This is a genomic window from Buchnera aphidicola (Aphis nerii), from assembly GCF_005083105.1.
Classification (GTDB): domain Bacteria; phylum Pseudomonadota; class Gammaproteobacteria; order Enterobacterales; family Enterobacteriaceae; genus Buchnera; species Buchnera aphidicola_AS.
Window position 1 is genome coordinate 616,027 of the sequence record NZ_CP034885.1, and the last position, 15,465, is coordinate 631,491.

The 15,465-nt window shown below is 24.6% G+C and carries 14 protein-coding genes and 4 tRNA genes; 7 read left to right on the forward strand and 11 right to left on the reverse strand.

The genetic code is table 11. The annotated features are described in order from the left end of the window. The first annotated feature begins 2 nt into the window (after positions 1-2). Together D9V64_RS03020 and D9V64_RS03025 are read left to right on the forward strand one after the other, a co-directional pair. A complete protein-coding gene (locus D9V64_RS03020; RefSeq protein ID WP_158367200.1) occupies positions 3-314 on the forward strand; it encodes a uroporphyrinogen-III synthase in 312 nt (103 codons plus the stop codon). A gap of 38 nt (positions 315-352) precedes the next feature. Next, positions 353-781, forward strand: coding sequence for a uroporphyrinogen-III synthase (locus D9V64_RS03025; RefSeq protein ID WP_315984435.1), 429 nt, complete (start codon positions 353-355; stop codon positions 779-781). On the opposite strand, the gene D9V64_RS03030 is transcribed toward D9V64_RS03025, so the two are convergent. The 9 genes from D9V64_RS03030 to D9V64_RS03070 all read right to left on the reverse strand — a co-directional run bounded on the left by D9V64_RS03030 (position 755) and on the right by D9V64_RS03070 (position 8,643). Further along, positions 755-828, reverse strand: a tRNA-Pro gene (locus tag D9V64_RS03030). The two genes, D9V64_RS03025 and D9V64_RS03030, sit on opposite strands and share 27 nt — an antisense overlap. A 16-nt stretch (positions 829-844) precedes the next feature. Beyond that, positions 845-917 (reverse strand) — tRNA-His (locus D9V64_RS03035). A gap of 42 nt (positions 918-959) precedes the next feature. After that, a tRNA-Arg gene (locus D9V64_RS03040) sits at positions 960-1,033 on the reverse strand. Between the two features lie 133 nt (positions 1,034-1,166). Beyond that, positions 1,167-2,426, reverse strand: a complete 1,260-nt coding sequence (rho, locus tag D9V64_RS03045; RefSeq protein ID WP_158367206.1) for a transcription termination factor Rho — start codon at positions 2,424-2,426, stop codon at positions 1,167-1,169. A gap of 114 nt (positions 2,427-2,540) precedes the next feature. Continuing rightward, complete coding sequence (gene trxA / locus D9V64_RS03050) at positions 2,541-2,867, reverse strand: thioredoxin TrxA (RefSeq protein ID WP_158367209.1); 327 nt, start codon at positions 2,865-2,867, stop codon at positions 2,541-2,543. Between the two features lie 131 nt (positions 2,868-2,998). Further along, positions 2,999-5,023 (reverse strand): DNA helicase Rep, encoded by a 2,025-nt coding sequence (rep, locus tag D9V64_RS03055; RefSeq protein ID WP_158367212.1) that lies wholly within the window; start codon positions 5,021-5,023, stop codon positions 2,999-3,001. Between the two features lie 52 nt (positions 5,024-5,075). Further along, the gene (gene ilvC, locus D9V64_RS03060; protein ID WP_158367215.1) at positions 5,076-6,548 is read right to left on the reverse strand and encodes a ketol-acid reductoisomerase; all 1,473 of its coding nucleotides are present in this window, start codon (positions 6,546-6,548) and stop codon (positions 5,076-5,078) included. Positions 6,549-6,590: 42 nt separating this feature from the next. Then, the gene (ilvD, locus tag D9V64_RS03065; RefSeq protein WP_158367218.1) at positions 6,591-8,444 is read right to left on the reverse strand and encodes a dihydroxy-acid dehydratase; all 1,854 of its coding nucleotides are present in this window, start codon (positions 8,442-8,444) and stop codon (positions 6,591-6,593) included. Between the two features lie 123 nt (positions 8,445-8,567). Then, positions 8,568-8,643, reverse strand: a tRNA-Trp gene (locus tag D9V64_RS03070). Positions 8,644-8,818: 175 nt separating this feature from the next. Here D9V64_RS03070 and D9V64_RS03075 point away from each other — a divergent pair. From D9V64_RS03075 to fdx, 5 genes are all read left to right on the forward strand, one after another. After that, a complete protein-coding gene (locus D9V64_RS03075) occupies positions 8,819-10,033 on the forward strand; it encodes an IscS subfamily cysteine desulfurase (RefSeq protein WP_158367221.1) in 1,215 nt (404 codons plus the stop codon). Positions 10,034-10,060: 27 nt separating this feature from the next. Beyond that, a complete protein-coding gene (iscU, locus tag D9V64_RS03080) occupies positions 10,061-10,447 on the forward strand; it encodes a Fe-S cluster assembly scaffold IscU (protein WP_158367224.1) in 387 nt (128 codons plus the stop codon). A gap of 88 nt (positions 10,448-10,535) precedes the next feature. Then, positions 10,536-11,051: a Fe-S protein assembly co-chaperone HscB gene (gene hscB / locus D9V64_RS03085; RefSeq protein WP_158367227.1), complete on the forward strand. Its 516-nt coding sequence runs from the start codon at positions 10,536-10,538 to the stop codon at positions 11,049-11,051. A 19-nt stretch (positions 11,052-11,070) separates the two neighbouring features. Continuing rightward, positions 11,071-12,900, forward strand: coding sequence for a Fe-S protein assembly chaperone HscA (hscA, locus tag D9V64_RS03090; RefSeq protein ID WP_158367230.1), 1,830 nt, complete (start codon positions 11,071-11,073; stop codon positions 12,898-12,900). Then, entirely contained in the window at positions 12,900-13,235 is a 336-nt protein-coding gene (gene fdx / locus D9V64_RS03095) for an ISC system 2Fe-2S type ferredoxin (protein WP_158367233.1), read from the forward strand. Before hscA ends, fdx begins: the two co-directional genes overlap by 1 nt. Before the next feature lie 7 nt (positions 13,236-13,242). Here the strand turns inward: fdx and der are convergent, their stop codons facing one another. Continuing rightward, entirely contained in the window at positions 13,243-14,658 is a 1,416-nt protein-coding gene (gene der / locus D9V64_RS03100; RefSeq protein WP_261979780.1) for a ribosome biogenesis GTPase Der, read from the reverse strand. After that, positions 14,636-15,244, reverse strand: coding sequence for a YfgM family protein (locus tag D9V64_RS03105; protein WP_158367236.1), 609 nt, complete (start codon positions 15,242-15,244; stop codon positions 14,636-14,638). The genes der and D9V64_RS03105 overlap by 23 nt, the downstream gene beginning before the upstream one ends. Between the last annotated feature and the right edge of the window lie 221 nt (positions 15,245-15,465).

The following is a 15,465-nucleotide window of genomic DNA, read 5'->3' on the forward strand; positions in this document are numbered from 1 at the left end:
AAATGAAAATATTAGTGACGAGACCTTCACCTGAAGGAGAAAAATTAGCAAAGATATTAAATTGTATAGGAATTTTATCTTGGCATTTTCCTTTATTTAATTTTTTACCTAGTACAAGTTCAATAAGTTTATCAAAAAAAATTTGTGAATTATATAAATCAGATATAATTCTAATTTTTTCTAAAAGATCTGTTTATTATACAAATCTATACTTAAACGAAAATAATTTACATTGGCCACTAAATCCAGATTATTATGCTATTGGAAATGGTACAGCTATTTTTTTTCAAAAATATGTTAAAAAAAAATTTTAGTTCCAGAAAATGAAGAAAATAGTGAAGCTTTATTAAAAATTTTATATAAAAAAAATATTAGTAAATCTAAAATTGTTTTGTTAAAAGGAGAAAATGGAAGAAATTTAGTAGAAATGAGTTTAAAAAATAAAAATTTTAATATTTCTGTTATTGAATGTTATAAAAAAGTTTTTAAAATAATAAATAATCACTTAGAAATAAAAAAATGGCGTTCTTATAAAATAAATACATTAATAATAACTAGTGGTGAAGTTTTAAATAAATTGAATGAAACAATTGATATTTTAAATAAAAACGAATGGTTATTTAAATGTAAATTAATTGTTGTTGGTAACAGATTACATAAGATAGCTAAAGATATTGGTTGGAAAGATATTATTACGTCTAATTATGCGAATAATGAACATTTATTAAGTGTTATTAAAAGATGTAATTTTTATTCGGCGAAAGAGGATTTGAACCTCTGACCTACTGGTCCCAAACCAGTTGCGCTACCAAGCTGCGCTATTCGCCGTTTTTAAAATTTTTTGGGTGGCTAATGGGATTTGAACCCATGACCACTGGAATCACAATCCAGCACTCTACCAACTGAGCTATAGCCACCAAATAAAAAAATAATAATATTATATTCTTTCTATTAATAAGTGCGCTCGACAGGATTTGAACCTGGTACCTCTACCTTCGGAAGATAGTGCTCTATCCAAATGAGCTACGAGCGCATTTATAAAATATAGACTAGATTCTATGATTAATGATTCTGATTGTCCAGCTTTTTTTATAAAAATTTTAAAGTTAAAAAATATTTTTTTAAATTATAAATTTTTATTCTATAAAAAATCAAAAATTAAGTACTTAAGAACGTTTCATCATATTAAAAAATTCATTATTAGTTTTAGTCATAGATAGTTTATTTAATAAGAATTCCATTGCATCTATTTCGCTCATTGGGTGAATAATTTTTCTTAAAATCCACATTTTTTGAAGTTCGTCTGGTAAAGTTAATAATTCTTCTTTTCTAGTTCCGGATCGGTTATAATCAATAGCTGGAAAAACACGTTTTTCCGCTATTTTTCTAGATAATGGTAATTCCATATTGCCTGTCCCTTTAAATTCTTCATAAATTACTTCATCCATTTTTGAACCAGTATCGACTAATGCTGTTGCAATTATTGTTAAACTACCACCTTCTTCTACATTACGAGCAGCACCAAAAAATCGTTTAGGTCTATGTAGTGCATTTGCATCTACTCCTCCTGTTAGGACTTTACCTGAAGCTGGAACAACGGTATTATATGCACGTGCTAAACGGGTAATAGAATCAAGTAATATAATAACATCTTTTTTATGTTCTACTAATCGTTTTGCTTTTTCAATAACCATTTCTGCTACTTGTACATGTCTTGATGCAGGTTCATCAAAGGTAGAAGCGATTACTTCACCTTTAACTAATCTTTGCATTTCGGTCACTTCTTCAGGTCTTTCATCAATCAATAAAACCATTAAAACACAATCTGGATGATTATAAGCTATACTTTGAGCAATATTTTGTAATAATATTGTTTTTCCAGCTTTTGGAGGAGCAACAATTAAACCTCTTTGTCCTCTTCCTATAGGAGAAGCTAAATCTAGAACTCTAGCAGTTAAATCTTCTGTTGAACCATTACCTCTTTCCATTCTCAATCGAGAATTTGCATGCAAAGGTGTTAAGTTTTCAAATAAGATTTTACTTCTTGCATTTTCAGGTTTATCGTAGTTAACTTCATTTACCTTTAATAAAGCAAAATATCTTTCACCTTCTTTAGGTGGTCTTATCTTTCCAGAAATAGTATCACCAGTTCTTAAATTAAATCTACGAATTTGACTAGGTGATACATAAATATCGTCAGGACCAGCTAAATAGGAACTATCAGAAGAACGAAGAAATCCAAATCCATCTTGTAATATTTCTAAAACTCCATCTCCAAATATATCTTCTCCACTTTTTGCATGTTGTTTAAGGATTGCAAAAATAATATCTTGTTTACGCATACGCGCTAAATTTTCCAACCCCATTTTTTCACCAAGAATAATTAATTCAGAAACTGGCATATTTTTAAGTGCGGTAAGGTTCATAATGGTGGGTTCTTAGTAAAATCGGGGTAAATCTTGAAATGATAATTTTGACATAATATATATTTTTTTAAAAATTTTTTTAAAATTTAATTATTTAATTAAAAATTAGTAAATTTATTTAATGTTTTCATCTATAAATTCTTGTAGTTGTAATTTAGAAATTGCTCCAATTTTAGTCGCAAGAACCTGACTATTATGAAATAATAATAATGCAGGAATTCCTCGAATAGAATATATTGGAGCTGTTTTTGGGTTTTTTTCAATATTTAATTTTCCAATTTGAATTTTATTACAATATTCACTTGCTATCTCTTCTAAAATAGGTGCTAACATTTTACATGGATTACACCAATCAGCCCAAAAATCAACCAATATAAAACCTGTTTTTTTTAATACTTTTTCTTTAAAATTTTGATCAGTTAGTTCAATAATATTTTTCATTGTTTATTTTCTCAATAAAGAAAATTTAAAAAAATTATTTTTTTTTAAATTTATTTTTATGAATATTGTTTATTAATATTATCATTTTTAAAAATTGATTTAAACTAAAATTATAGAATTTTTATATTTTGTTATTTTAAAAAATTATTTTTTTTAATTTTTTGTTTCAAGTAATTTATTTTTTTTATACTATATTGTGTATTCTTTGTAGAATTATTTAATATAATGTTTTCATCCCAATGTAAATCTTCTTTAGGTAGTTCGAATAGAAATCTACTAGGTATAGTATATAATTTTTGACCATATTGTATTCTTGTTTGACAATATGTTAAAAATAGTTGTTTTTTTGCTCTAGTCATACCAACATAAGCTAATCTTCGTTCTTCTTCTATATTGTTTTCATTAATACTTTTTATATTAGGTAAAACACCTTCACTCATTCCAATAATAAAAACAGAAGAAAATTCTAATCCTTTAGATGAATGCAATGTCATTAATTGAACTTGGTTGGAATTTTTAGGTTTTTTTTCATTATTAATTATATCACGAAGTGTCATTTTTGTGATAATTTCTAATAAATTCATAGGTTTTTCAAAATTACTTCCCTTTAATAAACTTTTTATCCAATTAGATAAAATATAAATATTATTTATGCTTTTTTTTATTTTATCAGGTTCTTTTAAATTTTTTGATAACCATGATTCATATTCAATATCATGAATAATAACATCTAAAATACAAGATGGTTTTGAATAAGATAGTAAAGTTATTTTATTTACCCACGAAATAAATTGTTTTATTCTATTTAATGTAGAAATATTTAAAAAATTTTTTATTTCTGGATCACTAGTAACTTGAAAAAAACTCATATTTTTTTTAATTGAAGCTTCTTCTATTTTACGAAGTGTAGCAATTCCAATTCGACGATGTGGAATATTTAATATTCGCATAAATGCATAATTATCATCATGATTAATGATTAATCGAAGATAGCTTAACAAATCTTTAATCTCAGGATTTGAAAAAAATGATGAATTATTAGATATATTATAAGGAATATTTCGTTTTAAAAAAATTTTTTCAAGAATTTGAGATTGATAATTGCCTCGGTATAATATAGCATAATCTTTATATTGTATTTTATCTTGATTACATTGACAAATTATTTTTTCTGCTATTTTTTCTGCTTCTACTTCTTCGTTTTTACCAATTATAATTTTTATTTTACTTCCATATTTTAATTTAGAAAATAATTTTTTTTTAAAATAATTTGGATTATATGAAATAAGTTTATTTGCCGCTTTAAGTATTCTCCCATAAGAACGATAATTTTGTTCCATTTTTATTATTTTCAAATTAGGAAAGTCTTTTTTTAATAACAAAATATTTTGAGGTTTTGCTCCTCTCCATGAATATATCGATTGATCATCATCTCCAACTAAAGTAAATTTTGAATTTATATGTGTTAGTTCTTTAATTAATTCATACTGACTATTATTGGTGTCTTGATATTCGTCAACTAATAAATAAGCTATTTTTTTTTGCCAACGATGTTGAACAATTTTATTTTTTTTAAATAATAATGTTGGTCTACAAATTAAATCGTCAAAATCTAATATGTTTGATTCACATAAATAAATAGTATATTTTTTATAAAAACATGCAAAATCTTTTTCTTGATCAGATTTTGCTAATAAATCAACATCTGAAGGTGTATAAAATTTGTTTTTCCAATAAGAAATCATAAAAATTAAATGTTTTAATAATTTTGTATCATTTTGAATTTTTTGATTAGTTATTTTTTTTAGTAATAAAATTTGATCTTTTTCATCAAATAAAGAAAAATTAGGATTTAATTCTAAAAATTCAATTTCTTTTTTAATAATTTGTAAACCAAATGAATGAAATGTTGAAATAATTATTTGTTGTATTTGAATTGGATTTAAATATTTTAAAAGACGTATTTTTATTTCATGAGCAGCTTTATTAGTAAAAGTTAAAGCAATAATGTTTTTCGGTTGATATTCACAATATTTTATTAAATAAATAATTTTATTAATGATAACTTTGGTTTTTCCTGAACCAGCCCCTGCTAATATCAAACAGGGACCGTTGATAAACTCTACAGCATTTTTTTGAACATAATTAAGAGACATAATAAAATAGTAATTAAATTAAGGTGTTTTAGAATAAATTAAAAAATATATGTTATTTAGCAACTGAAATTGATTTCATTTCTTTCATATAGTTTCTTAATTTGTATCCAATAATTTCAATAGGATGATTTCGTATATTTTCATTAATTTTATATAATTCAAGATTGTCTATTGATTTATTTAATAACGATGATCCTAAATCAGATTTTTCAAGATTTATTACAAAATTTTTTAAAATAGGATAAGCTGCTTCAGAAAAAAGATAACTGCCATATTCAGCTGTATCTGAAATAACTATGTTCATTTCATATAATTTTTTTCTAGCAATTGTATTGGCAATTAATGGTAATTCATGTAAAGATTCATAATAAGCTGATTCGCTTTTAATACCTGATTCTAACATTGTTTCAAAAGCTAATTCAATTCCTGCTTTTAATATTGAAACCATTAATGTTCCATGATCATAGTATTCTTGTTCAGATATTTTTATTGGATCAAAGAAATTTTTTTCAAAAGATTTTTCTTTTATCGTGTTACGCCAATTTAATAATTTTTTATCATTATTCTCCCAATCTTTCATCATTTCATCAGAAAATTCACCTGATATGATATCATCCATATGTTTTTGAAATAATGGAGCTAATATTGTTTTAATTTTTTCAGATAATTTGAAAGCTCTTATTTTAGATTGATTTGAAAGCCTATCCATCATTAATGTAATACCTCCATGTTTTAATGATTCAGTAATTGTTTCCCATCCGTATTGTATTAGTTTTCCTGCATAGCTTGATTCATGTCCATTTTCAATTAATTTTTCGTAACATATTAATGATGCTGTTTGAAGCATACCACATAAAATTGTTTGCTCACCCATTAAATCTGATTTAACTTCCGCAACAAATGATGATTCTAAAACTCCAGCATGATGACTACCTATTGAAAAAGCCCATGCTTTTGCAATATCTAAGCCCTTTTTATTTAGATCATTATCTGGATGTACAGCAATTAAAGTAGGTACTCCGAAACCTCTTTTAAATTCCTCTCGAACTTCTGTACCAGGACATTTCGGTGCTACCATGATTACTGTTATATCTTTTCTTATTTTTTGACCACATTCTACAATGTTAAAACCATGAGAATATCCTAAACATGAATTAGGTTTCATTAGTTTTTGAATTTCTTGAATTACATTTTTATGTTGTTTATCAGGTGTTAAATTAATTACTAAATCAGCAGTTGGAATTAAATTTTTGTAATTTTTAACTGTAAAATTATTGTTAGTTGCGTTATACCAAGATTTATTTTTGTTTAGAATGCTATCATTTTTAAGAGCAAAAGCAACATCTAGTCCAGAATCTCTCATATTTAAACCTTGATTTAAACCTTGTGATCCACAGCCTATAATAACAATTTTTTTATTTTTCAGAAGATTATTTTTATTTTGAAATTCCTGCCTTTTCATAAAACGACATTTTTTAATTTCTTTAATTTTTTGACGAAAAGATAATGTGTTAAAATAGTTCATATTATTTATTCCAGATATAAAATTAATTAGTTATTAAATATTTTAAAAATTAAATAATTTATTTTTGTCTCTGACTGCACCAGTATCTGCGCTAGTAGCACAAGAAGCATAAAATTGTAATGCTAGGGAAACATTTCTTTTTCGATCTAATGGTTTAAATGCCCTATTACCTTTTGATTTTTCTTTTATCATTCGATTTTTTATTTCTTTTTCTGTGATATTTAAATGAATTGTTTTTTCATAAATATTAATTTTAATATTATCTCCATTTTGAACTATTGCTATTACACCTTTATTTGCAGCTTCAGGTGAAATATGTCCTATTGATAATCCTGATGTGCCGCCAGAAAATCTACCATCAGTAATTAATGCACATGTTTGATCTAAATTCATAGATTTTAAATACGTTGTTGGATATAACATTTCTTGCATTCCAGGTCCTCCCTTAGGACCTTCGTATCGAATTACGACAACATCCCCTGGTTTTACCTTTCCTTCTAATATAGATTTAACTGCTTCTTCTTGACTTTCATAAACTTTGGCTGTTCCAGAAAAAATATAACTTTTCTTATCTATACTAGCAGTTTTTATTATACAACCATTTTTTGCTAAATTTCCATATAAAACAGACAACCCTCCTTCTTTACTATAAGCGTTTTCACAAGATCGAATACATCCTGTAATACGATTTTTATCTAATTTATCCCATCGAAAATTTTGTGAAAATGGTTTAACTGTTCGAATACCTGCAGGTCCTGCTCGAAACATTTTTATTATGTTATTTTTTTTTGTAGATAAAATATCATAATTTTTTAATGTTTTTTCTAAACTCAACCCTAATATATTTTTAGTGTTTTTATTTAATAAATTAAAACGATTTAATTCTCCTAATATTCTCATAATTCCACCTGCACGATGTACATCTTCTACATGATATAATTTTGTACTAGGAGCAACTTTACAAATATGTGGGGTTTTTTTTGAAAGACTATCAATATTAGACATTTTAAAATCAATATTTCCTTCATTTGCTGCTGCTAATAAATGCAATATAGTATTTGTAGAACCCCCCATTGCAATATCTAATGTTATCGCATTTTCAAAAGATTCTTTATTTGCAATATTTCTAGGTAAAAATTGTTTGTAATCATTTTGATAATAATCTTTTGTAATTTTAACTATTATTTTAGCTGATTTTTTAAATAATTTTTTTCTATCGACATGAGTTGCTAATAATGTTCCATTACCAGGTAAAGCTAAACCAATTGCTTCCATTAAGCAATTCATTGAATTAGCAGTAAACATACCTGAACAAGATCCACATGTAGGACATGATGATAATTCTATTTTTTTTATAAATTCATCTGAATTTTTAGAATTACCTCCATGAACGATAGCATCAACTAAATCAATTTTTTCTATTTTCTCTTTTATTTTTACTTTTCCTGCTTCCATTGGACCTCCTGAAACAAACACAGAAGGTATATTTAAACGCATAGCTGCCATAAACATTGCAGGTGTAATTTTATCACAATTAGATATACAAATCATTGCATCCGCGCAATGTGCATTAATTACATATTCTATAGAATCAGCAATAAGTTCACGAGACGGTAAAGAATACAACATTCCAGCATGTCCCATTGCAATTCCATCATCTATTGCAATAGTATTGAATTCTTTTGGAACACCACCTGATTTTGAAATTTCTTTTGATATTATTTTACTTACTTCTTGAAGATGAATATGACCTGGAACAAATTGTGAAAATGAATTAACTATAGCAATAATTGGTTTTTTAAAATCTTCATCATTCATTCCTGTAGCACGCCATAAAGATCTGGCTCCAGACATATTTCTTCCTTGAGTAGTTGTAAAAGAACGATATTTAGGCATTTTTTAGATAACCTCACAATAATGTTATTTTTATTTTTGTTTTTTAAAAAATATAGGAATTATAATTTTATATAATTAATGGATTTTAAAAGAAATTATTTTTAAATTTGATGAGTGAAATTTTGGCAGGGGTGGAAGGATTTGAACCTACAACTTTCGGTTTTGGAGACCGATGCTCTACCAATTGAACTACACCCCTAATGATGTTTAGATGTTGTATTTAAAAAAATTAATTATATTCTTAATTAATGAAAAAGTCTAGTTTGTATTCTAGAAAAATTTTACTCTAAAAGAGTATTTATTTTTAGATATAAATTTGTATTAAAATGATAGAATATTAATTTTATTAAAATAGTTTTAAGGTGACTAATTTTATGAAGATACCAATTTATTTAGATTATGCAGCTACTACTCCTGTAGATTTTCAAGTTGCTAAAAAAATGATGAATTATTTAACAATAGATGGAATGTTTGGAAACGCAGCTTCCCGTTCACATAAATTCGGCTGGGAAGCAGAAGAAATAGTTGATATTGCTCGAAATCAAATATCTGATTTAATTGGGGCAGATTCACGTGAAATTATATTTACTTCAGGTGCCACTGAATCGAATAATTTAGCTATTAAAGGGATTGCTTTATTTCATAAAAAAAAGGGTAATCATATTATTACAAGTAAAACAGAACATAAATCAGTATTAGATACCTGTAGATATTTAGAGAACGAAGGTTTTTCTATAACTTATTTGACTCCAAAAAACAATGGAATTATTGATTTAAATGATTTAAAAAAACATATAAAAAAAAGCACTATACTTGTCTCTATAATGCATGTAAATAATGAAACTGGAATTATACAAGATATTAATAGTATCTCTGAAATTTGTAAATCTCGTGATATTTTTTTTCATGTAGATGCAACTCAAAGTGTGGGTAAAATTGAAATTAATGTAAAAAATTCGTTTGTAGATTTGATGTCTTTCTCAGCACATAAATTATATGGACCAAAGGGTATTGGAGGATTATATGTTCGTCGTAAACCCCGAGTTCGTTTATTAGCATCCTTACATGGCGGAGGACATGAAAGAGGTATGAGAGCTGGAACTTTACCAGTTCATCAAATTGTTGGCATGGGTGAATCCTTTGAACTAGCAAAAAAAAAGATAAAAGATGATTTTATTCATTTGAATAATTTAAGAAATGAATTATGGAATGGTATTAAAAATATTGAAGAAGTATATTTGAATAGTGATTTAAAACAAGGTGCACCTCATATTTTAAATGTTAGTTTTAATTATGTTGAAGGTGAATCGTTAATTATGTCGCTTAAAGATTTAGCTATTTCTTCTGGTTCTGCATGCACTTCATCTAGCTTAGAACCGTCATATGTTTTAAGGGCTTTAGGAATTAAAGATGAATTAGCACATAGTTCTATTCGTTTTTCTATTGGAAGATACACTACGAAAGAAGAAATTCACCATACAATAAAATTAGTTCATAAATCTATTTATAAACTTCGCGAACTTTCACCATTATGGGAAATGTTTAAATCTGGAGTTGATTTAAATAGCATAGAATGGGATCATAGTTAATTAATAATATACAAAGGGTAATTAAAAATGGCATATAGTAAAAAAGTTATGGATCATTATGAAAATCCTCGAAATGTTGGTTCTTTTTCTAATTCTGATATCAATGTTGGCAGTGGTCTAGTAGGTGCACCTGCTTGTGGTGATGTAATGAAATTACAAATTAAAGTTAACTCAAAAGGTATTATTGAAGATGCTTGTTTTAAAACATATGGTTGTGGATCTGCAATTGCTTCTAGTTCACTTGCTACGGAATGGATTAAAGGAAAATCAATTAAAGAAGCGGAATCTATAAAAAATACAAGTATAGTAGAAGAATTAGATTTGCCTCCAGTAAAAATTCATTGCTCTATTTTAGCAGAAGATGCTATTAAAGCAGCTATTACAGATTATAAAAATAAAAGAAACAAAGGATAATACTTATTTTTTATAATTTAATGTTGAAAATTTTTTTTCAACATTAAATTTTCGTTGAACATTTTTAAAAATGTAATTTAGGTGATTTATGGATTATTTTACGTTATTTAAGTTACCAAAACAATTTAATATAAACAAAGATTTATTAAATAAAAACTTTTATAAATTACAATTAAAATTTCATCCTGATTTGTTTATCAATGATTCCGTATCTAAAAAAAAACAAGTTTTAGAAAAATCTATTGAAATTAATAATGGATATAAAATTTTAGAAGATTCGTTAAGTCGATCAATTTATTTACTTTCATTAAATGGTATTAAAATTAATCAAGAAAACTTACTTTCTGAAAATCAATGTTTTTTAAAAAAATATTTTTTTTTATATGAAGAAATGGAAATTCTAAAAAAAAAAAATAATTCAAAAATAAACTATTTTAATGATTTTTTAAAAAAAATAGAAAATGAAATAAAAAATTGCGAAAATAAAATCAATAATAATTTTTATAATAAACATTGGAATAAAATTATTGATGAAATATCTCAATTATTTTTTTTAACAAAAATTAAGAAAAAATTTAAAAATGACAACTTTTGCTTAAATTAAATAAATGAGGGTGTTTTATATGGTTTTTTTAAAAGAAAAATTTAATAAAAAGTTAATTTTAGGTATAGATTTTGGTACTACTTATTCTCTTATATCTACTATTAAAAATAATCATGCCATATTATTAACTGATGAAAAACAACGTTATTTAGTACCATCTATAATAAATTGTCGAAAAAATAATTTTTTAATTGGTTGGGAAGCAGAAGAAAAAATACTTCAAGACCCAATGAATACAATTGTCTCAGTTAAACGTTTAGTAGGTCGTTCTATTGATTTTATTAAACAAGAATTTCCTGTTTTACCCTATATTATAGAAGAGAATGAAACCGGAGATATTGTATTTTATACGCAATCAGGAAAGATTTCTTTAACTACAGTAGTGAGTGAAATATTAAAATATTTAAAAAAAAGAGCTTGTTTTTTATATAATATTTATAAAGATCTTACAGTTATAACTGTTCCAGCATATTTTAATAATATTCAGAGATCTTTGATTAAAAAAGCTGCTATTATGGCTGGAATTAATTTGATTAGGTTATTAAATGAACCTACATCTGCTGCCATCGCATATGGTTTAGAAACTAATAAAAAAGGTATAATTGCTATATATGATCTTGGAGGTGGTACTTTTGATATTTCTATATTAAAACTAAACCAAGGATTATTTGAGGTATTAGCTACTAGTGGTGATTCTAATTTGGGTGGTGATGATTTTGATACTTTATTAGCTAATTATATTTATAAAAAAGCAAATTTATCATCTCATGAATATAATATTTCTTTACAATCTATATTATTAACAGCAGCAAAACAAGTAAAAATAAAATTAACTTATTATCAAACAGCAGAGATTAGTATTTTAAACTGGAAAGGGGTAATTCATCGTAATGAATTCAATATGCTTATTAAAGATTTAGTTAAAAAAACTTTGTTAATTTGTGCAAAAATTTTTAACGAAATAGGCATAAATATAAAAGATATTAAAGACATTGTTATGGTAGGAGGTTCTACACGAGTTCCACTAGTATATCAAGAAGTTAAAAAATTTTTCAAAATCAATCCATTAATTTCAATTAATCCAGATAAAGTAGTTGCAATTGGAGCCGCATTACAATGTAACATGCTTATTAAAAATAATGTTCATAATCGAACTATTTTGTTAGATGTTATACCTATTTCGTTAGGAATTGAAGTCATGGGTGGTTTTATGGAAAAAATTATTCTTCGAAATAGTCATATACCTATTTCTAAAACCAAGGAGTTTACAACTTCCAAGGATAATCAAACAGGTATTGTTATTCATGTATTACAGGGAGAAAGAGAACTTGCAAAAGATTGTATTTCATTGTCTCGTTTTGTGTTAAAAGATATCCCACTTAGAAAATCAGGTAAAGTTCGAGTTTTAGTTACATTTCAAATTGATACTGATGGTTTAATTAATATAAGTGCATTTGAAAAAGATACTAATAAAGAAAAAAAAATTCAAATTGATCATTCTTTATTACATTTTTCAAATACGTCTAAAACTATTAAAAATGATGTTTCTTTTTTTAAAGATGATTATTTTTTCAGAATTAAAGAAGAAAAAAAAATTGAGTCTAGAAATATTTTAAATTTATTGGATCATGCATTAAAAGAAGATAAAAATTTAATCGATATAAAAGAACTAGAAACAATCAAAGTAAATCAAAATGCTTTACAGAAATCAATTGATAAAGATGATTTTTACGGTATTAAATTAAATTTAAAAAAATTAGATGAAGTAACTAAACACTTTTTTTCATTGCGTTTAAAAAATGCGATTAATAATTCTTTAAATAATAATAATATAAATGAGATTAAATAATGCCTAAAATTTTTTTTCTACCTCATAAATTTATATTGCCGAAAGGTGCTGTTTGTGAATGTAAAAAAGGTGAAACCATCTTAAATGTTGCATTAATTAACAATATTAAGTTAGAACATGCATGTGAAAAATCATGTGCTTGTAGTACTTGTCATTGTGTTATACGAAAAGGTTTTCTTTCTCTTTCAGGATGGTCTGAAAAAGAAGAAGATGTTTTAGATAAAGCTTGGGGTCTGGAATCTACCAGTCGACTAAGTTGTCAAGCGATTATGGGCGATATTGATATAGAAGTTGAAATTCCTTTATATAATGCTAATCATATTTCTGATAATTAGTTTATTTTTATACATATGGATTTATTGTTTCTTTAAATTTTAAATTAATTGGTACTCCATGTATCGCAAGAGATTTATAAAAAAAATTTTTTAAATATTTCTTGTAAGTTATTGGTAAATATCTAGTTTGATTTCCATGTATAATAATTTTAATTGGATTATAATTTCCTAAATGAACATATTTTAATTTTATTCGACGTCCATTTATCATTGGAGGTTGATGTTTTTTAATTGCATCTTTCATAATTTGCATAAGTTTTGAAGTGCTTATTTTGTGTTGATAAGATAGATTAAAATCTTCAATAAGTTTAAATATTTCATAAATTCCTTCACTATTAATTGCTGATATAAAATGTATTTTTAAAAAAAAAGAATTTTTTAATTGATAATTTAATAGTTTTTTAAATTGATTTTTTTCTGAAAAATTTAATAAATCCCATTTATTAATTATTATGATTAATGGTTTTCCAAAATTTTCAATAATGTTAATCAATAATAGATTTTGATGACATATTCTAAATTGTTCATTTTTTGCATCTATGACTAATAATGTTATGTCTGTTTTTTGAATAGTTTTTAAAGTTTTAATAATAGAAATTTGCTCTATTTTCTTTTTTGTTTTCTTCTTTGAAGTTCCTGCAGTATCTATTAATATATAGTTTTTATTGTTATATTTTATAGGTATAGATATTACATCTAATGTTGTACCTGGTATATTAGATGTAATAATTCTATCTTGCATTAAAAGTGAATTAATTAATGTTGATTTTCCAACATTAGGTTTGCCTATACATGCAATTTTTATTGATATATTTTTTGTTTCTAGTATTTGTTTTGATTGTATTTTTTCATATTTAAACTTAATCCAAGGAATTAAGTGTTCATTAATTAAATGATTAATTCCTTGGTTATGACTTGCAGAAATTTGTATATTTTTTTTAAATCCTAAAGAATAAAATTCATTGATTTTTTCAATTTCTTTAATTCCATCTATTTTATTAATAACTAAAAATGATTCTTTTTGATATTTTCTAATTTCTTTCAAAATTTCATATTCTTGTGGAAGAACTCCATCTCGAGCATTAACTACAAAGAAAATTAAATCTGATTCTTTGATTGCTGTTAATGTTTGTTTGTGCGCTTGTTCTTGTATTACATTTGATTTAAAATCAAAACCAGCAGTATCTACTAAAATGAATTTTGTATTTTTTTCTAAATAGCAAGATTCATAATTTCTATCTCGAGTAAGACCTGATAAATCTGAAACTAATGCATTTCTTTTTTTAGTTAAAATATTAAATAAAGTAGATTTTCCTACATTAGTACGACCAATTAATGCAATAATAGGTGCCATTTTAGTATAAACTCTTGTTATTTTAAATATATTTTTTTCTTGTATTTCAGTTAATTTGTTTTGCTTCATTTATTTTCATATTAGTTATTTCTTTAGATGTTTTAGATTTTTCAAAATAGTTACTTTCTTCCCATGCTTTTATAGCTAATTTTATATTTTTATTTTTCATAAAAATGTCTCCTTTTACGTCTTCGACTATATTAACCCAAGAATTATCTTTAATTTTTTCAATGATTTCTATTGCATCTTTGTATTTTTTTTGTTCTATTTTAATTTTCGACATTCTTAATCGTAAAATATTTTTTAAATTTTCTTCTTCTGTATATTTTAAGCTATTATCTAGTTGAACAAACGCTTTTTCCAATTCGTTTTTTAAAATATATTGTTTAGATAACAATAAAGAAACTAAAGTTCCATAAATATTTTTGTTATCTATTATAAAATTTTCTACATTTTTATAATCTAAATTCTTTTTTGCATTTATCTCTTGTACAATTTCGTAATATTCGGTTTGATTTAAATTTTTTATATTATTTTTTGGTTTTTTTATTAAAAAAAAGATAAAAAGTATAAGAGTAAAGAAAAATATAATAAAAAAAATTTTTTTTTTAGAAATATTTTTTCTTTTGCTTTGATTATTTTTTATTAAATGCATTTTAAATCATCTCTTTTAAAGTTTAAAAAATTTTTAAATAAATCTTTATAAGTTTAATCTTTTTCATATTAAAAAGATATTTTTAAAAAATTTTTTTTAATATATGCAATATTAATTTTTTAAAAACATTATTTTTTTTTGTTTTTGTTCAAAATAAAAGCTTTTTTAGAAAGTTATACTTATCTAAAACACTAATTATACACAGTTAATTAACATCAGAA